We start from the raw sequence: 16,996 nt of genomic DNA, 5'->3' as shown, positions 1-16,996 counted from the left end.
TCTATGTGATCAGGCGCGCCGCCCGCCCCATCTTTCGCTCGCTGTCGTTATAGTAGCCGGCAGCCTGGGTGATCGACTTATGCAGTGATTGTTGCATCGCCTCGGGAAGAGGAACGCCGCGATTGGCGGCTTCGGTGAGATAGCCCGATCGCAGTCCATGTGCCGAGAACATCGCCGGATCGAGCCCCGCTTGTTTCGCGCGCGTCTTGACCACGAGATTGACGGTCTGTGGCGTGATCGCCCGCCGGTCGATGTTGCCCCATTGATCAATCTTGCGAAAGATGGGCCCGGCCTGGATGCTGGCGGCCGTAAGCCATTTTTTGAGAGCCAGGACCGGCCGGCCGAGCAGGACGACAGAGGTATCATCGCCGGCATCGGTCGTCTTGGTGCGGCCGAGATGGATCGTCAGACAGGGCAGGAGGGTCGAGGTTGGATCCTTGGGATCAAAGGGTACGGGATCCTCGTCATGCAGGTCCTCAACCCGAAGTGCTGCCACCTCTGAACGGCGGCGGCCGCCCGAGGCGAAGGCGACGAGCAGCAAAGCGCCGTCGCGGAGATCGACCTGACGCTCACCACTGCAGGCAACAAGCAACTGAGACAATACGTCCCCGGTCACGGCCTTCTTGCTCTTGCGTTGGCGCGGCCGGGCCGCGGCGCGGACCGCCAGGCGGAGCGCACTCTGGAGTGACGGCTCCGAGAAATTTCCTTCGAGCCCGCGCCAGCGGGTCAGGATCGACCAGGAGGTCAGGCGCCGACGCACGGTCCCTGGCGCATGCGGGCCGAGGGATTTGAGCAAGCCTTGGGCACGAAGCCCTTCCTCGACATCGGCAGGCATGCCATGGCCCGGATCCTCGGCGCGCCGCGCGGGATCCCAAAGATGATGGGCTACGAACTTGAGCAGCAGGCTCTCGGGCGCGGGCCAGGGCAGGGGGTTACCCGTGGCGAGCAGACACCAGCCCTCGAGATAGGCGAGGTCGGAGGCGAAGGCGCGCATCGTGTTCTGGCCCATGCCTTCAGATGCGAGGTGCTTGAGGGTCTCGACATCGTCGTCGGTCAGAATGGCGGCGAGCTGGTCGCGACGATCAAAGGGCAGGATCGCGTCCAGAGCGTCGAGCTGTTCCGACCGCTTGAGCGCGGCGTCGGAGGGAGCCGGCGGGAGGGGACGTTTTGGCATCGGAAAGGTCGGAAATCCAGCGTCAGACCGGTCGACGCGGCCGTGATTTGCCTGATTCTAGCGCTTCTGAGTGCCAAAATCCATCACTATCGATACATGAATATTATCGATGGTTAGACATCGTTTCGACAAAGCAGCATGTAATGAACTCTAACTATGAGATAGCATTCGTTTAGCAAATCATTTACCATGAATTCAATGTCTTACGATTTGTCGAAATTGCCCATCTCAAGCCTGCTGCGGCCGATTTCGGACGCCGGGTCGGCGCTGGCGCTGTGGCTTTTACTTCTGGATTTCAATTGAAGCCATAAGCTAAAAATGTAGCGACTATTTTTGACTTTAGCGTTTCACGACTGCCGGGGCTGGTGTGTTCAATCAATGCCATCGGGCGGCGATTTGCTGGCTGATGGCATCGACGCGACCGCAATTCTCTCTACATCTTTTCAGAGCGTGCCCACCTGCTTCGGAGGAAAGCATCATGATCTCTGACAAGAAGGAGCGGATCCGACGTCGCGCGTACGAAATCTGGGAGAGCGAGGGGTGCCCGGAGGGTGCAGCACTGCGCAATTGGCAAGAGGCCTGCGACGAGCTGGGCAGCGAAGATGAGCATGAGATTCCGCAGGATCTGCGGGACGATCGAGACGATGCGGCGCTGCTTCAGGGCGCGGGCGAGAGTGGTGACATCGATCGGGGCAGCGGAAAATCTCCCCGTGCCAAGAAGAGCCAGAAGAGCGTGCCATCCACCAAGCCGGCTGCGCCAGACGGAACGACGGGCGAAAAGCCATCGCGGCAGAAGTTCAAGAAGACCGGAGGGCCGTGACCACCATGCAACATCTCGATCATGCCATCCAGATCGCTCTCGAGGCGCATGAGGGCCAGACAGACAAGGTCGGTCGGCCCTACTTCGAGCATTGCCAGAGGGTCGCCCTTCTCGTCTCCGGTGACGAGGCACGAATGACCGCCTATCTCCATGATATCGTCGAAAAAGGAAGGGGATGGACGCTCGACCGGCTAAAGGAAGAAGGCTTTCCGTCGCCGATCATATCTGCCGTGGCTGCTTTGACACGCCGGTCAGGGGAGTCCGACGACGAGTTTGTCAGGCGCGCGGCGGCCAATCCTTTAGCTTTTCCCGTCAAACAGGCCGACCTAGAGGACAATCTGTGGCAGGCTGATCAAACCGGGGGCGACGTGGAGAAGTTTCGGCGTGGCCTCGACGTTTTGCGCGATCGCAAGAACAGACGTGAGGACGTTTAGCCAAGCAGGGGCGGGCTTTTCAAAGTCCGGATGCCCTGGTGAGATTCACCCGAAACCGGTCCCGCCGACGCTCCGCGGGCTGAGGGGAAAGCGGAAATAGAACCACACAGCGTGAGCGATGACCTCAGCAGGAAAGCGATGGCGGCGATAGAGCGGATCACGGTCTGTCATGGCCTGTCATCTCACAGCGTCATCCACGCTTCGTTAAATTGACGATGCCCCGTGGCCCATAGTCCCCGGGCACCGGCCGTTGAAGCCTTCTCGACGCGGATGAGGGCCCTCAGCTGATGGTTTAAAGGCTCCGGCTAAAGCGGCTGCAACCCTGATCGATCTCAGGGTCCTGTTGTCAAAGTCGATAGCTGATCCGTGTCATAGCGGTTTCGCAGATCGGCAAGCGCCTTTGGATCCGGCGCACCCTGCGCGGCAAGTTTCGCGAGCTCTTCGAAATAGTGCTCATGGCCGGGCGGAGAGACTGTCATCAACACGCGGGCCGGTTTCTCGCTGACATTTGTGATGTTGTGCGCCACACCCGGCGGGATGAACAGATAGGTTCCCGGCGTTGCACGAATCGTCTTTTCGCCGACATGCCACACACACTCACCGTCGAGCAGGTAGAAGGTCTCCTCCTGCACCCGGTGAACATGCCGTCCGGTGGCGAAGCCGGCCGGGATCGTCCAGTCAAACATGCTCGTGTGCTTGGTATGCTCGCCGGTGACGAGGAAGACCATAGGATGACCACGCAGCATTACCCCCCTCGTCTCGTCGGGCATGCGAGTGACGGCATCGGCGCTCATGGGATCCTCCATTGACCACGTGCTTGCTTCTGCAAACACGTATGTAAGATCGGCGCTCCGTGCGGGAAAGTCGTGAATCCGTTCCTAAAAATCTGCTAAAAGCGTTGAATGACAATCAGGGGCGACGTCTACCAGTTCGGCCCGTTCCGCCTCGACCCGGCGGCGGGCATCTTATACCGAGGGGCCGAGCCTACCATGCTTGGGGGGCGCGCCGTCGCGCTGCTGCGCCGGCTGCTCGAAAACGCGGGGGCACCCGTGTCAAAAGACGCGCTGGTCGACGCCGGCTGGGGCGGATTGGCGGTTGCCGACAACAATCTGACGGTTCAGATCGCAGCCTTGCGCCGGGCGCTGGCGGAGGCGGTGGACGCCGAGCGTTGGATCGAAACGATGCCGCGGCGCGGCTATCGGTATATCGGACCGGCCGTTGTCACAAATGTTCGCGATGCACCTGCTACCGCCGGCGCCGCATCGGCGCCGACATTGCCCGAAAAACCCTCCGTCGCCGTTCTGCCGTTCTCGAACTTGAGCAGCGACCCGGAACAAGAGTACTTCGCCGATGGGATGGTCGACGACATCATCACCGGGTTGGCGCGCATCAACTGGCTTTTCGTCATCGCGAGAAACTCGACTTTCACCTATAAGGGCCGCGCCATAGACGTGAAGCAGGTCGGCCGAGAGCTTGGCGTGCGCTATGTTCTCGAAGGCAGCGTGCGCAAGGCCGGTAGTAGCGTGCGCGTGACAGCGCAGATGATCGATGCATCAACCGGCGCGCATATATGGGCTGAGCGCTACGATCGCAGCTCTGAGGACATTTTCGCGCTTCAAGACGAGATCGCGCTCTCAGCGGTGGGCGCGATTGCGCCGAGCGTGCGGAAAGCGGAAATCGAGCGTGTCAGACGAAAACGTCCCGACAGTCTCGATGCCTATGATCTCGTGCTCCGGGCCCAGCTCGACGTCGATTCCGGCATGCCGGAGCTGGTCACGCGAGCGCTTGTGTTGCTCGAACGTGCGATCGAACTCGATCCTGCCTACGCATTGGCGTACGGCAACGCGGCGATGTGCCACCATTGCCTCTTCCTCCGCGCCGGCTTGCAGGAAACCAACCGCGCCGCTTCGATCCGCCACGCCTATTCCGCGATTCTCCACGGGCACGACGATGCGACCGCGCTGACTCTTGCGGGGTTTTCCATTGGCATGGATGGGCACGACCGCAGCGCTGCTTTCACCGCGCTGGAAGCCGCGCTCGCCATCAGTCCGTCGTCAGCGTTGACCTACATCCTTGGCAGCGTCATCCTCGGGTGGGGCGGAGACGCCGAAGGGGCCATCGAATGGAGCGAGCGCGGCATGCGGCTCAGCCCGTTCGACCCATGGGCTTTCGCCGCCTTTGATGCGCAGGCGATGAGCCATCTGCTCCGCGGCCGGTATGACGAATCCTGTTGTGCGGCCTACAAGTCAGTTCAGGCCAATCCCACGCACAGCATCACTTATGTGCAACTGGCCGCTGCGCTTGCCAAACTCGGACGGCTGGAAGAGGCGAGGGCCGCCGCCGCGAGGGTGCTCGAACTGCATCCCACGTTCCACTATAGCCGCCAGTTCGCGGGCGTGAATTGTGCCCCGGCGCTTGCGGCAACCCTTGGCGATGCACTTCGGACCGCGGGGCTCCCGGAGTAGTGTGACGTTGCTGTCGGCTCTATCGTCCGAAGCGAAGATAATACGGTTGCCTATTCAGATCGCTGCCGGGGAAAAGTCCTGCTGATCGCATCGGTCGCGGCCTTCCAACCCGGTCCGCAGAGGGCCATCTACAGCGCAACCAAGGTTTGGCTTTTACCTCCCGATTTCAATTGAAGCCGTAAGCTGAAATCCCAGCCTCTTTTTTGACCTATCGGCTTCACGCAGGGTAGGTAGGGTGCCCTTCAAAGTCCCGATGCCTTGGTCAGATTGACACGGAAGCGGTCCCGCCGCCGCTGATACTTGCGGGTCATTTCGGCGCTGGCATGACCGAGCTGCTTCTGGACGTAGCGCTCGTCGACCTCGGCCGAGGAGGCCAGGCCGGCGCGCAGCGAATGGCCGGAGAATTTCGCCGCCCGCTCCCCTTCGCTGAGGTCACCGCGAACACCGGCGGCAAGCGCCGCTGCCTTGACGAGGCGGGCGACTTGCCTGTCGTTGAGGCGATCCGGTCCAACGTCCTTGCCCTTGCCGGTGACCCGGCGGAAGAGGGGACCTTTGGCCAGCTTTGCGAACTTGATCCAGGTCTCGACGGCGATGACCGGGCAGGTGGCGTCGGAAGAGCCGCGGCCGACCTCGACCTCGCGCCAGCCGGTCTTGCCGCGAAGGGCGACGAGCATGCCCTTGTCGAAAATCTCGATCCAGCCGCGACCATCTTCCGTCTGGTCGCGGCCAAGGTCGAGGCCGACGATTTCGGAGCGACGCAGGCCGCCGGCAAAGCCGATCAGCAGCATCGCCCGGTCGCGCAAGCCGCGCAGGGTTCCCCTGTCCAGCGTCTCCAGCATGGCGATCAAATCTTCCGGCAAAATAGCTTCCTTCTGCCGGGGAGGGGACGCATGGGTGTTGCGAATGCCGGCCATCACGGTGGCAATGGCGCGGTCTTTGCGATCGAGCGGAGTGCCGCGCTGCGAACAATTCCAGCTGATGGAGGACAGGCGCCGTTCGATCGTCGAAACCGTGTTCGCTTTCATGCCGCGTTCGGCGGTCCCTGACGCGCAGGCGGTGATGTAGAGGCCCACGACCTGCGGATCCGGGGGCAGGAGCGAAACATTCTGGCGTCGGCACCAGGCAGCAAAGTGTTTCCAGTCAGCGGCGTAGGCGCGCCGGGTATTGGTGGAGCTGGCGGCTTCGACATAGCCGCGAGCCCGGTCGGCGAGCTGTTCCAGGTGTGCCGTCAGGCCGGCGCCCGCCTCTGGCAGGGGGGAGGGGAGACCGCTGTTCCCGGCCGACGACCGCGGCACGGAAACATCACCAGAATGCGCCGTGCCGTCAGACGGCGCTGAGTTCTCCTGAGGGTAATTTTCGCTGTTCCGGTCGATGATTTGGGCCATCCTTTATATAAAGAGACAAAAACGTCCGATAATGCAATCTTATCGGTCGTTTTATATCGGCGACGAGCGGTGCGGTTTGGTAACCAAAAGCCGGCATAAGGTGCACGCTTACTCAATGTTCAGTCGTGTCGATTTGCTCGCTCCTGGCAATCAAAATACCGTAAGCTGGTCACCGCGCTTCCCAGCCGGAGCACTGTCGCGCGGCCGCGAACTCAGCGAATCCAACGCAGCCATCCACCGCCCTGATATTGCCTGGTGATCTCCTTCCCACGGAGCGGCCGTGTCTTGTTGTAAAAAGCCTCATCTATATGTCCGTCGCGTTTGTCGACATACATCGCATGAATGCGTTGTCGCCGCCATCAATTCTCCCGCAATAGGTGTGCGAGTTCTCTATGGTGAGGGAAATCCTCGAGAGCCGTTTCGAGGAGTGATCTTCGCGTTATGTTCGGACCGCCACCGCCTTGCCGCATCGTCCGGAGCGCCGCAAACCAACTTGCGCGGCCTGTTGCGGAAAGCCGGAGTCGGGAAACATCGCCCCCCGCGCGCGCCCAGATTTCCTGATCCAAGGGGCCGGCCGGATAGAGATCGGCCAGGATTTCCTCGAACTGCCGCCAAGTTTCGTGAAGCTCTGCCATCATAGGAGACGCGATGCTCTTAACACCACCTCGATCGAGAGCAAAGGGGAAATTGTCCTCTAAATCGCTGGCTTTGAAGACCGGATGCTGACGACCCGGCGCGGCAGCGCGGACCTTTTCTGCGACATGATTGAAAACCTCGAAGATCCGGATGAACCCATCTCCATGGCTGTGCGCCGCACCACGCAACGCGCCGAGCAGGTGCTCGGTAAAGAGACTATTGGCGGCGCCGTTGAAAATCAGCGATGTCTCCGACCCTCGCGACGACGCGATCAGCACGCGACCGCTCCCTTGCGCCAATCGGCTTAACGATTTCTCGTTGAAACCCAGATCGGCGAGCTCATCGCCTCCCTTGAAGGTGCCGGCCGCTGCTCCATGACAGGCGTCGATGAAAACCACCAGCCGTCTCGCCGTTATGCGCGCAAGCGTCGAAGAAAACTCGGCTTCGTGTAGGACGGTGGCGAAGAGATTCGCCGGATCGCAATCCACGGGCACCAATGCGCTTCCCGGGTTTGCCGGATCGCCGATGCGTACGCCGTGTCCCGAGAAGAAGATCACCGCTGTATCGGTTGGTTTGGTGCGATCGGCAAGTGTCTCAAGTTCGTGCCGCATCCTATCGAGCGTCGCTTCTTCGTCTTGCACTAGTGTCACGTTTTGCGGGTCGTAGCCGCAATGTGTCGGGGATGTGAGCACGGCCTTAATCTCGCGCCCATCATTGATCACCGCCGACGGCAGGGCTCGCACTTTTGTATACCCTGCGATCGCGATGAGCAACGCGTGCCCCTCAATGAATTCAACTTGTTTAGTGTCGTCGTTTGCCTCGCTCATGATCACCTGCATCCATCTATCGGTAGCCGCCGAGGTCGGAATCGTTCGCTAGATAGCGAACTTGGTCGTTTAACGGAAAATCGCGTCTCATTTCGCTAAGCAAACGGCTGGATCGGGGCCCTTTTCCGCGGCGGATTTGAGTGATCGCGTCGTGCCATCGGGACCGACCGCTACCGAATGTTTGCAAGTCCCAGTTTTTGCCGCCGGCCCGATCCCAGAGTTCGTTATCGTCAGGCCCAGTCGGGTAAAGGTCGACCGCAAGTTCCTCGAAGACTACCCATTTCTCATCGAATGTAACCGCCGATAGGTTGAGCGACCAGCGCGTGAAGACACCGACCATTTCATGGCAGATGCGAAGAGCAGGTCTGAGATCCGTTCGTCCAGCGCGCGCGAAATCTACCAAGCTGTCGATAACATGCCGCCAGCGCCGGTTCAAAACAAGCCTGCCAAGGGTTTCCGCGTCTGCCGGGCTCAACTGGTGGCGAGCCATTGAGGGCTCATTTAGCCAGCGAAGGAAACGGTGCTCGTCAAAGAGCGGCAAAGCACTGACGATCGAAAAAACAGCCCGCGTGCCCGATGTCGCGATGGTCCGCAGCGCCCGGTCCAGCCGATCTCCAGCAAGTATCGCAGCTTCGAGCGTTGGCTCGGGTGTGAAGGGGATTTCACGTGTGGTCGCCTGTTCGATCCAGCCCGCAGCCGTGGCATTCAAAAGTTTGTCTCGGACGTCAGCGGCAAGGTGCGGCCAGACCTCCGAGCGGCGCGGATAAGCAGTGAGATCGGCAAGTGGCGTCGTGGAAAGCGCGGCTATGAGTTTCGCGCTGACCGGCTTGCCGTCGAGCAAATTTTGCAACGTGGCGATCAGCGCTCCCTGCGGGTCGGACGGACCCTGCCAAGCCTTGGCGTCGAGAGCAATCGCGTGCGCCCATAGTTCCTGTCCAGCCAGCGACGTCACGTCAATTGCGTGAAGAAGCTTGGGCTGGCTTGCCGCTTGCTCCGCCGCTATCATCAATAGACGGATGTCGGCACTGTCGAGCGCGATTTCGATTGTTTGTTGCGGTGCGGCATGGTTCAAGGCTGCTCTAGCTTCATGAAGAGGTTGCGATCCAATCCGCGAACGGTGCGGAAGTCGGCATCTTCGATCTGGGCATCATGGCGCAGCTTTGCCGCCCGCGCTCTGGCCTCGAAGCGTTTCTGCCGGCGTGCCGTTGCCTCACGTTCGAGAAGCAAAGCAAGCCATTCCGAATGTTGAAGGCTTCTTGCCTCCGGTTGCATCTCAAGCTCCTGGTAGGCGTTGGCCATGCCGGAAAGGCCGAGTGCGCGCAGCATGTCGATGGTGGGGTTGGTCAGCATTTCTTGTCTCCTTAATGAAAGTAGCCGGGGCCGCGCAGATTGGCGTGTTCGACGACCGCGGCCGGTTCGGCTGAAGGCTTGGCGGCTTTGTAGGTGGCGATGAGGGAGGCGATGCTCTTGCAGGTCAGGCCGCCGATCTCGACGGCACGGGCCGAGACCGCTTCGGCCTGAGTAGAACTGATGGCGCGATAAAGCTTCAACACGCCCAGGCATGTTCTAAAGCCCTGTTCCGGATGCGGACGGCTGGACAGGATGGCGACGATCAGCCCTGCGGTCTGCGGTCCGATCGATGCACCCCAGCGCCGGAACCGCTCCGGCGTCCACTCGGCATAGCGGCGGTGGGAGCTTGGCATATGATCGGGATCGGTTCCGAAGCGCGATCCGCCATAACGGCGCTGGTGCGCAGCAACCCGCTGCCCTCTCGAGAACACCTCGATCGTGCGGCTTGTCGCCCTGACATCCACCTGCTGACGGATGAGATTGTGAGGCACGGAATAGAAATAGCGCTCGAACTCGATGTGATAGTCTGTCGACACGCGCGCAAAGCGCCATTCGGCAAACTCATAGTCTTGCGCCGGAAGGCTTGCCAGCGCGGGACGTTCCATCGTCTCGAAGAGGTGCCGGCGGGTGACACCCAGCCGTCGCATGACATGATTGTTGATGCGCTCGACCGCTTCAGCGATCGCAGCATTGGCTTCAGCGAGCGAGAAGAAGGTCTGCTTGCGAAAGCGGCCGAGAATGCAGCTCTGGGCGAAACGCACGCCGTTCTCGACCTTGGCTTTGTCCTTGGGACGGCGCGGCCGGGCCGGAAGGATGCCGACGCCGTAATGCGATGCCATCATTCCATAGCTGCGGTTGATCTCGGGATCGTAGAAGCTTGCCCGGCTGACGCCCGACTTCAGATTGTCGGGCACGATCAGGCGCGGAACGCCGCCAAAGAAGCTGAACATCCGCACATGCGAACTGATCCAGTCCGGCAAGGTCTGGGTCCATGTGGCTTCGGCGAACGTGAAGCTCGACGCGCCGAGAACCCCGACGAACAGCTCCGCCTCGCGAATCTCCCCGGTCTTGCGATCGACGATCGGAACCTTCTTGCCGGAATAGTCCACGAAGACCTTGTCGCCGGCTATATGCTCCTGGCGCATCGTCGGCGAAAGCCGCTGTTCGAAGCCGCGAAACAGATCGCAGAACCGGCTGTAGCCATAGCCGTCCGGATGAGAAGCACGATATTCCTCCCACAGGATAAGCAGCGTCACGCCCGGCTTCTTCAGCTCGATGGCGAGAGCCGCCCAATCCGGCTCTACCCGCCGACGCATTCCCTGCTTGGTGCCGGCGCGCGCGAAAAGCTTGCCCTCCAGAACGTCGTCGGTGAGATCACCGGGCACAGGCCAGGTCAAGCCCGCCGCTTTCGCCCGATCCAGATTGTCCTGCACCGTGCTGCGGGCAATCCCCAGCATCACCGCTATATCGCGGACGCTCACGCCGTCCGCCGTCAGTCGAAGCATTTGTCTGATGTGTCGCATGGTCAGCTTTCTCTTGGCCGGCATGAACGTCTCCCTGTTGATCACAAAGAGCGTCATGCCGAGGTTGCTGACCCAAAGGCACCGTCATTCCATAAATTCTGTCCGGCAATTAATCGGAATGCTGTCCGGCTTCATATTGGAACGGTGTCCGGTATTTGATCGGAATCCCGTCCGGTTCCATCTCGGAATCCGCACGCAAAGAGTGGGACGCCAAGGAAAAGGAGATGGTTGCCTACCGGTTGGTCGTACCCCTACGGGCAAGGCCGCCTTGAGAAGTGTGCGGAAACGTAGCTGACTGTGGGTATGGACATCATTACGCACCGTCATCACGAAAACCGGCTTGAGATTGTCGACACTGGTCGGCGTCGCCGTTTCAGCAAAGAGGCAAAGCTGCGGATTGTCGCGGAGAGCCTTTTGGAGCCGGGATTGTGTACGTCGACGGCGCGGCGGCATGGGATTTCCCGTTCGCAGCTCTATGAATGGCGCAGGCTCGCCCGTGCGGGCGAGTTGGGTGACATGGAAACGATCGACGCAGTTGAGGGATTTATCCCGGCGGTTATCACGACGGAGCCGTTGGCGGGCAAGGCAAGCTCATCATCAAACGAAGGTCGCATCGAGGTTGTTGCGTCGAATGGCAGGCGGGTGATTGTGGATCGCGACGTTGATGTCGATGCGCTGCTTCGGATCATGCGCGGGGTGGAAACGCTGCGATGATCTCGCTTCCATCCGGTCAAAATGTGCGGGTGTGGATTGCGACGGGTCATACCGACATGCGATGTGGGTTTCCATCGCTTGCGCTGCGGGTGCAGGAGATATTGAAACTGAACCCGCTGGATGGAAACCTTTTCGTTTTTCGAGGGCGCAGCGGATCGCTTATAAAAGTGATTTGGAGTGACGGCCAGGGCAGTTGCCTGTTCACGAAAAAATTGGACCGCGGCCGGTTCGTCTGGCCTTCCGCCGAAGGTGGCGCGGTGGCGATATCGCCTGCACAGCTATCTTATTTGCTGTCTGGGATCGACTGGCGAAACCCGCAGGAAACCTGGCGTCCGACGAAGGTCGGATAGTATTATTGCATTGAAAATATTGAGTGAATCTGATCGAATGGCTTGATGACTACAAAGCCTGCCGAACTTCCCGAAGACCTTGCGAACGCCTATCTGGCGCTGCTTTCGGAGCGCGATAGCGTCGTCGCCGAGCGCGACATTGCGGTGGCGCAAGCCGCCAATGCACAGGCCATGCTGTCGGACAGCGAGGCCCTGATCGCCAGTCTGGAACTGGCGATCGAAAAGCTCAAGCGCGAACTGCGCGGCCAACGTTCCGAGCGCACGGCGCGCCTGATCGACCAGATGGAATTGCAGTTCGAAGAGCTGGTAATGGCGGCGACGGAGGATGAGGTTGCTGCTCAGGCGGCGGCCGCCAGGGCATCGAGCGTGCGCTTGTTTGCGCGCAAACGGCCGGTGCGAAAGCCCTGGCCGGAGGATATCGAGCGCGAGCGCGTGATCATCGATCCCCCGGCTACCTGTGCATGCTGCGGTGGATCGCGCCTGTCGAAACTGGGCGAGGACGTCACCGAGACGCTGGAGGAAATTCCGCGCCGGTTCAAAGTGATCGAGACGGTGCGGGAAAAGTTCACCTGCCGTGACTGCGAGGCGATCAGCCAGCCGCCTGCACCCTACTATGCCACGCCGCGCGGCTTCATCGGCCCTCATCTTTTGGCGACGATCCTGTTCGACAAGTTCGGCATGCACAGTCCGCTCAACCGCCAAAGCACAAGGTTCAAATGCGAGGGCATCGAGCTTTCGACCTCGACGCTGGCCGACCAGGTCGGGTTTGGGACTGCCGCCCTCATGCCAGTCTTTCATCTGATCGAGGCGCATGTCTTTGCGGCCGAGCGGCTTTTTGGCGACGACACCACCATTCCCATCCAGGCCAAAGACAAATGCACCACCGGGCGAATATGGACCTACGTGCGCGATGACCGGCCCTTTGGGGGAGCGCCGCCGCCGGCAGCAATATATTATGCGTCGAGCAACCGGCGCGGCGAGCATCCGCAGCAGCACCTGGCCGGGTATGGCGGCATTCTGCAGAGCGATTGCTACAATGGTTTCGAGCCGCTCAGTGTTGCTGAGAAGAAAGCGGTGCCGATCACCTTTGCCTTTTGCCATGCGCATGCACGGCGCAAATTCTTTGAACTGGCCGATATCCAGAAAAATGCCCGCGATCACAAACGCAAAGGCAAGCCGATCTCACCGATCGCCCTGGAGGCTGTCCAACGCTACGACGCGCTGTTTGAGATCGAGAGGCAGATCAATGGATTGAGCGCCGAAGAACGCCGGGCCGCGCGGCAGGAAAACAGCAAGCCGTTGTTCGACGACATGCACGAATGGCTCAAACGCGAACGCGCCACGCTCAGCAGAGCCTCCGAGGTGGTCGAGCCGATCGATTACATGCTCAAACGCTGGGATGGCTTTGCCGGCTTTCTGGACGATGGCCGGATTTGTCTCACCAACAATGCCGCCGAGCGAGCGCTCAGAGGTATCGCATTGGGAAGGCGAAATTGGACCTTCGCCGGTTCCCAGCGCGGGGCCGATCGTGCCGCCGTTATGCTCACCGTCATCACGACCTGCCGCCTCAACGACATCGACCCGAAAGCCTGGCTCGCCGACGTGCTGGCCCGCATCGCCGATCTCCCCGTCTCCCGCCTGCACGAATTGCTGCCTTGGCAATGGAAAAGCCTACGACAGGCCGAGAACCCGGCTTCTCGGTTCGCCGCCTGAGCGACAGCCTCACCATACATCAGCCCGAGCACCTGCGCGCGATCCAATTCCGCGGCCTTGCCCGTATGGATACGGTTGGTCGACCTCATGGGGCGAACCAGCGCCGCGAATATCCTCGGCATTACAGTACGTGAACTCGATAAACTGGTTGATATCTTTGAACTCTCGGAGAAGTTTATTAGTTTGCGAGACCCAAGCGCAGCGATAACGTGGTCGCGAGAATTGATGGGTGTCAGCAAGAAGTTGTTGACGCCCAGTGTGGTCGAGGCCGTCGTCAAAAAGGTCAACCAAAAGCGCATCACCAATTCCAAGGACTTGAGGAAGCTACGGTCAATCTTGCCAGATCCTGTGGCAAAAGCCAACTTTCTTGCAGAGGTCGGGGATCTCGACACTGCTATGCTGCGACTTGCACCGGCCGAGAAAAAACCCAAAGGCGGACTCCCGGGGGATTTGGATAGCATCATGGAATCGATGAAAACTCTTCCTTGGACCGCTTTGCAATCGTTGAGAGGCGACAAGGAGCTCTTGAAGAAAATCGATGAAGCCGAAGCGCTTCTTCGGTCGCTTCGCAACGCGCTCTCCTGACGGTCCACGAGGTTGCGCTGACGCCGGCAAGTATTTGCAGGGCTTCCCGTTCGGTTCCTATCTGCGCTTAACGCCGAATGACGGGGTCTCAGCTTCTGCTCCCGTCAAGTGGAGAGTTTCTGCAGTTTTGAGCCGGCGCTTTTCGAAAGTTGCGATTGATGCGTTCAGCCTCACCAGCGCCAAGCCCGCTTTTGGACACTAGCGCCGGAGTCAAGCGCTGCCGTATAGGCTCTCACGAACATCATGCGGCTGCACCAACACGAAACCCGCCCAATAATAGGGCCGGCTCCACCCCGGCTCGGATCGCGTCGCGGACATGGCCTTCGCTAACGCTCGAGCATTCGAGAGGCCCTTCATTCGTGCTGCATGGAACGACTCCATCAGAAATGCCGTAGCAGCGTCGTCCACCGGCCATATACTTGCGACGACACTCCGCACGCCAGACCTCAGCAGTTCGGCTGCCAACCCGAGAACTTCGTCCCCCAAGATCGGTGCTCCCGCACCACTCTCGCAAGCCGATAACACCACCAACTCCGACGTGCTCCATGTCCCAACGAGGTCGCGGGCCGAGACGTCACCGTCGGCGAGATGGAGGACGCTCGAGAGCGGGTCGTCTGCGTCAAAGCTCGCATGGGCTGCGATATGGACAAGGCGTGCGCTTCTGAACGCTTCTCGGACAGATTTTCTGTTCGCGCGTTCGCGCGTCAAAGGCTCCACCTCAAACATGCGCCCAAGGACGACGGCCTCGTCGCTTGCCTCTGTAAGGTCGGCCAAGGGATCTCCGACTATCGCCGCTTGCCTCGTGGGCGCCGTTGGCAACGGCATTCCAACGCGCACGCTTTCGGCAACATCTGGAAAGTCAGGGAGCCCGAAATGTTCGGCTGCGTTGCGAACCACATGCCATCCTTCATGATTGTCAGCCTCTTGTATGGCTGCGAGCACGAGCGTCGGCACCACAGTGACCGGCGGGACGGTGCCTTCGGTCGAGCGCCAGCCGGACCGTTCCAGTAGAAGCTGCCATGGAAGGTTCAGGCTTCGCGCCGTCGCCGACACCATGATCTGAAACTCCGCGTTCGCTTGTTTTCCCTTCAAAAGCGAGCCGAACGCCCGCCACCAGGTCTCAGAGCCGGAACTGATATTGGCGACGTTTAGCACCTGTTCGACGAAGAGGTTTTGGGTCTCCTGTATCTGTTCTGACGTACCGGAGCACAGGACCGTTGGTCGTCCTGCTCCTGGCGGCAATGCGATTATGCAGAAGCCCGACTGCCAGTCGCCGGCCGGCGAAAGCGCTTCCGTTTCCAGGATCGAAAGCAGCAGCCAGCCTTCGGGTGGCCTCTCCAATGCAGCGCCCAATGCGGCAGGCAGGTCGCGTCGCATTCCGACATATTGCTCACCTTCTGGGCCGGTCGCCGCTATGTCATCCCATACGCGTTGGAGCGCGATCCAACAGGAGCGACGACGCGCCATCCGTCGAAGAAATCTCTTATCGCTGACCGCCGACGGAGGAACAATATCGTGCGTATCATGCACGGCGATCTCCGCTAGCACCTGCCGTTCAAAGAAAAGGTCGCCTTCCGAGGCGCCGGCTGGCGGAGGCAACGTTCTTCGGAGCAATGCCCGTGTGAGTATCGGGGCTTTGGTTGCTTCGCCAGCGGCGACGGCCCACCGCAAGTCTGCATCATGCAAGCGCCCATCGCGCTGCGCTCGAAGGACGAGAGCACCTGCAAGGCGGCGGGCGATCTTGCTCCATCGCGCGTGAGCGGCCAGTCGATAGATAACGGGAGAATCCTGCTCCGATAGTCCGGATAAACCGAGCGCGATCTTGCCCGCCTTTATCGCCCGATCGAGGTAGTTGCCGGTTTCGGCAGCATCCAATTCAAGGCACGCGCCAAGCAATTGCCCGTAAAGCCGGAACTTCAAGGCGAGCGGAGTGTCTTCAATCCCTAAGCCGCTCTCGATGATGTGGCGCGCCTCAGCAAGAACGTTCAATTCCCGGCGCGTTCGCCACTGCGCGAGGAGCGTTGACGCAAAATTCGCACATGTCAGCGCGCGCTTTGGCGAATCAAGTGACCACAAAGCCAAGGCGTTCCGGCCGGAATCGATCATAAGGTCAAGATCGGCGTCCTCGGGACGGACTGCGTAACGGTCGGCCAGGCCGTTGGCCAGATTATCCAGCCGTGCAGCTCGTATGTCGTCGGGTAGACCCGGCGGGACGAGCGCCGCGTTATAGGAGGCGATCGCGCCGTCAATGTCCGCCATATTCCGATCGCGTTGAAAGCGTGCACGCAACGTCGATGCCAAAGCGGCATGCAAGTCAGTCGACTGCGCTTCGTCGCGCGACAAGGAAAGGGCTCGGCGCGCCTGCTGCACGGCAACGTCCAGATACGTGCCCGTTTCTGTCGCTTCTGCGTGCAAAGTTGCTGCCCGCGCAAAAATCTTGGCTGCCCAAACGATTTGCCAAGGAAAAGCCCGATCCGCCTCCAATATATCAGCCGCGTCGCGTAGCGCCGCCTCGAGGTCAATCGGATTGCCATCCGCCTCAAATCGGCGCAGTCGAAGATCAGCCAAGAACGTGCAGGATAAGTTGTAGACAAACGAATTCGCACGCACTTCGGCCCGTGCTTCTTCTAGCCTGCCCGCGGCATCGACAGCGTCTTCCGGTAGCCCGGTCGCGTCGGCACGCTGGTACCGAAGGACGCCTTGGGCCAGGACGTAGAGCGGTTCGCGCCAATCGGATCGCGGAATGCGTGCGCGGAAGTCGTCGATCAACGACTCGGCCTCTGCCCAATCAGCACCGGAGCGCGTCTTTGCCCAGCGCTCGCCAAGCAACTTTGCAAGATCGAGGACGGCATTGCCGTGCTCGACCAATGTCTCGTCCAGAACAACGATGAATTGCTTATACGCGTGGATGAGCGCTTCAAGCGTTGTCGGCGACTGGTTCACTGAATGGGCCTCAACCGCGCGGCGAAGTGCGGCCTGCAGGTGCGTTCTGCTCTGAGCAACAGGCGACATCGGAGGAC

The 16,996-nt window shown here is 60.4% G+C and carries 14 protein-coding genes and 2 pseudogenes; 7 read left to right on the top strand and 9 right to left on the bottom strand.

The genetic code is table 11. From position 1 onward, the window contains the following. Position 1: 1 nt before the first annotated feature. Positions 2-1,174, bottom strand: a complete 1,173-nt coding sequence (locus AC1DYF_RS13940) for a site-specific integrase (RefSeq protein ID WP_477877318.1) — start codon at positions 1,172-1,174, stop codon at positions 2-4. A gap of 478 nt (positions 1,175-1,652) precedes the next feature. On the opposite strand from AC1DYF_RS13940, the gene AC1DYF_RS13935 reads away from it, so the two are divergent. Both AC1DYF_RS13935 and AC1DYF_RS13930 read left to right on the top strand, forming a co-directional pair. Beyond that, the gene (locus AC1DYF_RS13935) at positions 1,653-1,994 is read left to right on the top strand and encodes a DUF2934 domain-containing protein (RefSeq protein WP_477877317.1); all 342 of its coding nucleotides are present in this window, start codon (positions 1,653-1,655) and stop codon (positions 1,992-1,994) included. 5 nt (positions 1,995-1,999) lie between these two features. Further along, entirely contained in the window at positions 2,000-2,428 is a 429-nt protein-coding gene (locus AC1DYF_RS13930; RefSeq protein ID WP_477877400.1) for an HD domain-containing protein, read from the top strand. 66 nt (positions 2,429-2,494) lie between these two features. On the opposite strand, the pseudogene AC1DYF_RS13925 reads toward AC1DYF_RS13930, so the two are convergent. After that, positions 2,495-2,599: pseudogene (locus AC1DYF_RS13925) on the bottom strand (IS6 family transposase); the annotation flags it as partial. 161 nt (positions 2,600-2,760) lie between these two features. Beyond that, entirely contained in the window at positions 2,761-3,222 is a 462-nt protein-coding gene (locus AC1DYF_RS13920) for a cupin domain-containing protein (protein ID WP_477877316.1), read from the bottom strand. Positions 3,223-3,330: 108 nt separating this feature from the next. Here AC1DYF_RS13920 and AC1DYF_RS13915 point away from each other — a divergent pair, with 108 nt between their 5' ends. Next, positions 3,331-4,893 (top strand): winged helix-turn-helix domain-containing tetratricopeptide repeat protein, encoded by a 1,563-nt coding sequence (locus AC1DYF_RS13915; RefSeq protein WP_477877315.1) that lies wholly within the window; start codon positions 3,331-3,333, stop codon positions 4,891-4,893. 242 nt (positions 4,894-5,135) lie between these two features. Here the strand turns inward: AC1DYF_RS13915 and AC1DYF_RS13910 are convergent, their stop codons facing one another. From AC1DYF_RS13910 to istA, 5 genes and pseudogenes are all read right to left on the bottom strand, one after another. Next, positions 5,136-6,278 (bottom strand): site-specific integrase, encoded by a 1,143-nt coding sequence (locus tag AC1DYF_RS13910; protein WP_477877314.1) that lies wholly within the window; start codon positions 6,276-6,278, stop codon positions 5,136-5,138. A 359-nt stretch (positions 6,279-6,637) separates the two neighbouring features. Then, positions 6,638-7,753, bottom strand: coding sequence for a caspase family protein (locus AC1DYF_RS13905; protein WP_477877313.1), 1,116 nt, complete (start codon positions 7,751-7,753; stop codon positions 6,638-6,640). Positions 7,754-7,757: 4 nt separating this feature from the next. Further along, positions 7,758-8,813 carry an effector-associated domain EAD1-containing protein gene (locus AC1DYF_RS13900; protein ID WP_477877312.1) on the bottom strand — a complete coding sequence of 352 codons (1,056 nt, stop codon included), beginning with the start codon at positions 8,811-8,813 and terminating at the stop codon, positions 7,758-7,760. An 8-nt stretch (positions 8,814-8,821) separates the two neighbouring features. Then, positions 8,822-9,091, bottom strand: a pseudogene (locus tag AC1DYF_RS13895) (ATP-binding protein); the annotation flags it as partial. An 11-nt stretch (positions 9,092-9,102) separates the two neighbouring features. Next, positions 9,103-10,638 carry an IS21 family transposase gene (gene istA / locus AC1DYF_RS13890; protein ID WP_477877311.1) on the bottom strand — a complete coding sequence of 512 codons (1,536 nt, stop codon included), beginning with the start codon at positions 10,636-10,638 and terminating at the stop codon, positions 9,103-9,105. Between the two features lie 279 nt (positions 10,639-10,917). Between istA and tnpA the strand changes: the two genes are divergently transcribed. The 4 genes from tnpA (at position 10,918) to AC1DYF_RS13870 (ending at position 13,976) form a co-directional block, all read left to right on the top strand. Beyond that, positions 10,918-11,328, top strand: a complete 411-nt coding sequence (gene tnpA / locus AC1DYF_RS13885; RefSeq protein ID WP_477877310.1) for an IS66-like element accessory protein TnpA — start codon at positions 10,918-10,920, stop codon at positions 11,326-11,328. Further along, a complete protein-coding gene (gene tnpB / locus AC1DYF_RS13880; RefSeq protein ID WP_477877309.1) occupies positions 11,325-11,678 on the top strand; it encodes an IS66 family insertion sequence element accessory protein TnpB in 354 nt (117 codons plus the stop codon). The genes tnpA and tnpB overlap by 4 nt, the downstream gene beginning before the upstream one ends. Before the next feature lie 45 nt (positions 11,679-11,723). Next, positions 11,724-13,391 carry an IS66 family transposase gene (tnpC, locus tag AC1DYF_RS13875; protein WP_477877308.1) on the top strand — a complete coding sequence of 556 codons (1,668 nt, stop codon included), beginning with the start codon at positions 11,724-11,726 and terminating at the stop codon, positions 13,389-13,391. 75 nt (positions 13,392-13,466) lie between these two features. Next, the gene (locus AC1DYF_RS13870; RefSeq protein ID WP_477877307.1) at positions 13,467-13,976 is read left to right on the top strand and encodes a hypothetical protein; all 510 of its coding nucleotides are present in this window, start codon (positions 13,467-13,469) and stop codon (positions 13,974-13,976) included. Between the two features lie 210 nt (positions 13,977-14,186). On the opposite strand, the gene AC1DYF_RS13865 is transcribed toward AC1DYF_RS13870, so the two are convergent. After that, entirely contained in the window at positions 14,187-16,988 is a 2,802-nt protein-coding gene (locus AC1DYF_RS13865) for a CHAT domain-containing protein (RefSeq protein ID WP_477877306.1), read from the bottom strand. Positions 16,989-16,996: the final 8 nt, after the last annotated feature.

The sequence above is a fragment of the Rhizobium sp. P2_G9 genome (assembly GCF_056403475.1).
The sequence above is the reverse complement of the archived record's forward strand: the minus strand, read 5'-3'. Positions and strand labels throughout refer to the sequence as shown.

Coding starts and splice junctions, on each gene's coding strand:
- AC1DYF_RS13910 (WP_477877314.1), bottom strand. CDS start 6,278: ATGGCCCAAATCATCGACCGGAACAGCGAAAATTACCCTCAGGAGAAC.
- AC1DYF_RS13935 (WP_477877317.1), top strand. CDS start 1,653: ATGATCTCTGACAAGAAGGAGCGGATCCGACGTCGCGCGTACGAAATC.
- tnpB (WP_477877309.1), top strand. CDS start 11,325: ATGATCTCGCTTCCATCCGGTCAAAATGTGCGGGTGTGGATTGCGACG.
- istA (WP_477877311.1), bottom strand. CDS start 10,638: ATGCCGGCCAAGAGAAAGCTGACCATGCGACACATCAGACAAATGCTT.
- AC1DYF_RS13905 (WP_477877313.1), bottom strand. CDS start 7,753: ATGCAGGTGATCATGAGCGAGGCAAACGACGACACTAAACAAGTTGAA.
- AC1DYF_RS13915 (WP_477877315.1), top strand. CDS start 3,331: ATGACAATCAGGGGCGACGTCTACCAGTTCGGCCCGTTCCGCCTCGAC.
- AC1DYF_RS13920 (WP_477877316.1), bottom strand. CDS start 3,222: ATGAGCGCCGATGCCGTCACTCGCATGCCCGACGAGACGAGGGGGGTA.
- tnpA (WP_477877310.1), top strand. CDS start 10,918: ATGGACATCATTACGCACCGTCATCACGAAAACCGGCTTGAGATTGTC.
- AC1DYF_RS13930 (WP_477877400.1), top strand. CDS start 2,000: ATGCAACATCTCGATCATGCCATCCAGATCGCTCTCGAGGCGCATGAG.
- AC1DYF_RS13865 (WP_477877306.1), bottom strand. CDS start 16,988: ATGTCGCCTGTTGCTCAGAGCAGAACGCACCTGCAGGCCGCACTTCGC.
- AC1DYF_RS13940 (WP_477877318.1), bottom strand. CDS start 1,174: ATGCCAAAACGTCCCCTCCCGCCGGCTCCCTCCGACGCCGCGCTCAAG.
- tnpC (WP_477877308.1), top strand. CDS start 11,724: ATGACTACAAAGCCTGCCGAACTTCCCGAAGACCTTGCGAACGCCTAT.